The organism is Enterobacter cloacae complex sp. IR5459 (genome assembly GCF_049238005.1).
GTDB classification, from domain to species: Bacteria; Pseudomonadota; Gammaproteobacteria; order Enterobacterales; family Enterobacteriaceae; genus Enterobacter; species Enterobacter hormaechei_C.
In genome coordinates, this window is record NZ_JBMKIG010000035.1 from 1 (window position 1) to 4,376 (window position 4,376).

3 protein-coding genes are annotated in these 4,376 nt (G+C 56.6%); 1 reads left to right on the forward strand and 2 read right to left on the reverse strand.

The genetic code is table 11. The features are described from left to right. Positions 1-157 precede the first annotated feature (157 nt). Complete coding sequence (locus ACOTX4_RS25465; RefSeq protein ID WP_001067784.1) at positions 158-862, forward strand: IS6-like element IS1006 family transposase; 705 nt, start codon at positions 158-160, stop codon at positions 860-862. Positions 863-946: 84 nt separating this feature from the next. Here ACOTX4_RS25465 and ACOTX4_RS25470 read toward each other — a convergent pair whose 3' ends face one another. Next, the gene (locus tag ACOTX4_RS25470; RefSeq protein WP_223171565.1) at positions 947-1,423 is read right to left on the reverse strand and encodes a hypothetical protein; all 477 of its coding nucleotides are present in this window, start codon (positions 1,421-1,423) and stop codon (positions 947-949) included. Continuing rightward, positions 1,357-4,290 (reverse strand): Tn3-like element TnAs3 family transposase, encoded by a 2,934-nt coding sequence (locus ACOTX4_RS25475; protein WP_421635496.1) that lies wholly within the window; start codon positions 4,288-4,290, stop codon positions 1,357-1,359. Before ACOTX4_RS25475 ends, ACOTX4_RS25470 begins: the two co-directional genes overlap by 67 nt. Positions 4,291-4,376: the final 86 nt, after the last annotated feature.

Genomic DNA, 4,376 nt, shown 5'->3' on the forward strand with positions numbered 1-4,376 from the left:
CATCCGAGGCCAGATAGCTGTTTTCGACATCCCGTTCCAGCAGGCCTTGCCGTTCCAGATAGCGACCCACCCGGTGGGCGATGGTGTGCGTCAGCGGCACTGTTGCAAATAACCACGAATGGTAAGCTGAAGACTGTTTTAGCTAAAGGTGCAGCATATGAATCCTTTCCATGGTCGGCATTTTCAGGGCGAAATCATTCTTTGGGCTGTGCGCTGGTATTGTAAATATGGCATTAGCTATCGTGAACTGCAGGAAATGCTGGCCGAACGGGGTGTGAATGTTGATCACACGACTATTTACCGTTGGGTTCAACGTTATGCTCCTGAAATAGAAAAACGTTTACGCTGGTATTGGCGTAATCCTACAGATCTGAGCTCGTGGCATATTGATGAAACCTATGTAAAAGTGAATGGACGATGGTCTTATCTGTATCGTGCAGTCGATCAACGTGGCGATACCATTGATTTTTATCTTTCTTCTAGACGTAATACCAAATCAGCATATTGTTTTCTTGGAAAAATTTTAAATAATGTGAAGAAGTGGCAAATTCCACAAGTGATCAACACGGATAAAGCACCCACATATGGACGTGCTTTATCACGGTTAAAACGGGAAGGTAAATGTCCACCAGACCTTGAGCACAGGCAGATTAAGTATAAAAATAACGTGATTGAATGTGATCATGGCAAGCTAAAGCGGATCATCAGGGCCACATTAGGATTCAAATCTATGAAGACGGCTTATGCCACAATTAAAGGTATTGAAGTCATGCGTGCACTACGTAAAGGACAAGCATCGTCATTTTATTATGGTCAGCCTCAGGGTGAAGTGTGTCTAATCAACAGGGTTTTCGGTCTCTAAGTACTTTTTAAAGGGAACATCATCGACTCAAATCTCTATTTGCAACAGTGCCAAAAAAACCAACTTCAAGTTGGTTTTTCTTTTTTAATCATCAGTGGCGACCTTAACACCATATCCAATTAAACCTGCAAGGCTAGCATAGGCTATTTTGGCATAAATCGAACCCCACCAGACCGTAATTTTACTGGCACCAAATTCCCGAACCGTTTGCCCCATAAAATTAGTGGTTTCATAGAAATTTTTAGCAGAATAACCTAACGCAATATGATCAAGGACAGGGAATAAACTAAAAGCTAAACCTACTGCTGCTGCGGGGAAAGTAAACTCTCTTGATAGACCGAATTTTCCAGTAATAAATACAAGCGATACCACGATAATTAATCTAATGATAGTCCATAGCATCACTGTGAAAGGCAAGTTAAAGATGCCTGCTCCCTGCCACGCAAGACCGCAAACAACTAGGGGTCGTCTCAGAAAACGGAAAATAAAGCACGCTAAGCCGGTTGCAGAGGCCGTAGCGGCCTGAACTTCCCCGCGCCGATCTTGGCGCTGCTGCGCCATAGGTAATCACCGGTCAGGTTGATGTGCTCCCAGCCGAGTGGCGACAGGTACTGCAATAGCGAGTCATCGACGGCATGACCATTGCCGCGCAACGCATGCGCCGCACGCTCCAGGTAGACCGTGTTCCACAGCACGATGGCCGCCGTCACCAGGTTGAGGCCGCTGGCCCGGTAGCGCTGCTGCTCGAAACTGCGGTCACGGATTTCACCAAGGCGGTTGAAGAACACGGCACGGGCCAGCGCATTGCGCGCCTCGCCCTTGTTCAGCCCGGCATGCACGCGGCGGCGTAGCTCGACGCTTTGCAGCCAGTCGAGGATGAACAGCGTGCGCTCGATGCGGCCCAACTCGCGCAGCGCGACGGCCAAGCCGTTCTGGCGCGGGTAGCTGCCGAGTTTCCTGAGCATCAGCGAGGCCGTCACCGTGCCCTGCTTGATCGAGGTGGCCAGCCGCAGGATTTCGTCCCAATGGGCGCGGACGTGCTTGATGTTGAGCGTGCCGCCGATCATCGGCTTGAGCGCGTCATAGGCGGCATCGCCCTTCGGGATGTAGAGCTTGGTGTCGCCCAGGTCGCGGATGCGCGGCGCGAAGCGGAAGCCCAAGAGGTGCATCAGGGCGAAGACGTGATCGGTGAAGCCCGCCGTGTCGGTGTAGTGCTCCTCGATCCGCAGGTCGGATTCGTGGTACAGCAGGCCGTCGAGCACGTAGGTTGAGTCGCGCAGGCCGACATTGACCACCTTGGTGTGGAATGGCGCGTATTGGTCGGAGATGTGGGTGTAGAAAGTCCGTCCTGGGCTGCTGCCATATTTTGGGTTGATGTGCCCCGTGCTCTTTGCCTTGCTAGCGGTTCGGAAATTCTGTCCGTCCGATGATGATGTGGTGCCATCGCCCCAGTGCCCGGCAAAGGGATGCCGAAACTGAGCGTTGACCAGTTCAGCCAACGCTGTCGAGTACGTTTCGTCGCGGGTATGCCAGGCTTGCAGCCAAGCGAGCTTCGCGTAGGTCGTGCCGGGGCAGGACTCGGCCATCTTGGTCAGGCCCAGGTTGATCGCGTCGGCCAGGATCGTGGTCAACAACAGGTTCTTGTCCTTGGCCAGATCGCCCGATTTCAAGTGCGTGAAGTGCCGGGTGAAGCCCGTCCACTCATCGACTTCGAGCAGCAGTTCGGTGATCTTGACGTGCGGCAGGACCATGGCTGTCTGGTCTATCAGCGCCTGCGCGGTGTCGGGCACCGCCGCATCCAGCGGCGTGATCTTCAAGCCCGACTCGGTGATGATGGCATCCGGCAGGTCGTTGGCTGCCGCCATGCGGTTGACGGTGGCAAGTTGTGCTTCCAGCAGCGTCAGCCGCTCATGCAGATATTGTTCGCAGTCGGTGGCCACGGCCAGCGGCAATTCGCTGGACTGCTTGAGGCTGGTGAACTTCTCGGGCGGTACCAGGTAGTCCTCGAAGTCCTTGAACTGGCGTGAACCCTGCACCCAGATGTCGCCCGAGCGCAGGGAGTTCTTCAACTCGGACAGCGCGCACAGTTCGTAGTAGCGCCGGTCGATGCCGGCGTCGGTCATCACCAGTTTCTGCCAGCGCGGCTTGATGAAGCCGGTCGGTGCATCGGCTGGCAGCTTGCGGGCGTTGTCGGTGTTCATGCCGCGCAGCACCTCAATGGCATCAAGCACGTTTTTGGCGGCGGGCGCGGCCCGCAGCTTGAGCACGGCAAGGAATTCCGGTGCATAGCGGCGCAGGGTGGCGTAGCTCTCGCCGATGCGATGCAGGAAATCGAAGTCATCGGGTTGCGCGAGCTTCTGCGCCTCGGTGACGCTCTCGGCAAAGGAATCCCAGGACATGACGGCCTCGATGGCGGCAAACGCATCGCGGCCTGATTGCTTGGCGTCGATCAGCGCCTGACCGATGCGCCCGTACAGACGTACCTTGGCGTTGATGGCCTTGCCTGACGCCTGGAACTGCTGCTGATGCTTATTCTTGGCAGCGTTAAACAGCTTACCCAGGATGCGGTCGTGCAGGTCGATGATTTCGTCGGTGACGGTGGCCAGCGCCACGAGAGTGGCGTAGCGCCGTTGCGGCTCGAATTTGGCCAGGTCGGCGGGTGTCATCTGGCCGCCCTCGCGGGCAATCTTGAGCAGGCGGTTCTGGTGAACCAGCCGCTCGATGCCGGTAGGCAGATCGAGTGCCTGCCATGCCTTGAGGCGTTCGATGTGTTCCAGCATATGCCGCGAATTTGGCTTGGCCGGAGACTGGCGCAACCAAGCCAACCAGGTCGTCTTGCCGTTGTCCCGGCGCTTGAGCAGATCGTCGAGGCGGCGGCGATGCGCGTCCGCCAGTGGTTCGGCCAAGGCGTCGTAGATGCGCCGGTTAGCACGGGTGATCGCCTCGGCACTCGCCCGCTCGACGGCGTTGAGGGCGGGCAGAATGACCGACTGCCGCCGCAGGTGCCCGATCAAGGCGCTGGCCAGCACGATGCCTTTGTCGGTTTGCATCGCCAGCTCGGTCAGCATCTGGACGGCCTGCCGGTAATGGCTCATGGTGAAGGGCCGGAAACCGAACACGGTTTGCAGCTCGCTCAGGTGCTCGCGCCGGGTCTGCTCCCGCTGGCCGTACTCGTTCCAGCTTTCGACGCCGACCTTGAGCTGGTCGGCGACCAGCTTCAACAAGGGCGGGAACGGTAGTTCATCGACGCCCAGGATGACGCCGGGAAAGCGCAGGTAACAGAGCTGCACCGCGAAGCCCAGCCGATTGGCTGGCCCGCGCCGCTGTCGGATGATCGAGAGGTCGGTATCGTTGAATGTGTAATGTCGGATCAGGTCGTCCTTGGAGTCCGGCAACGCCAGCAGGCTTTCCCGCTCGGCGGCGGGCACTGTTGCAAATAGTCGGTGGTGATAAACTTATCATCCCCTTTTGCTGATGGAGCTGCACATGAACCCATTCAAAGGCCGGCATTTTC

Bases quoted from the DNA above. Each gene is read 5' to 3' on its own strand.
- ACOTX4_RS25465 (WP_001067784.1), top strand. From the start codon at position 158: ATGAATCCTTTCCATGGTCGGCATTTTCAGGGCGAAATCATTCTTTGG.
- ACOTX4_RS25470 (WP_223171565.1), bottom strand. From the start codon at position 1,423: ATGGCGCAGCAGCGCCAAGATCGGCGCGGGGAAGTTCAGGCCGCTACG.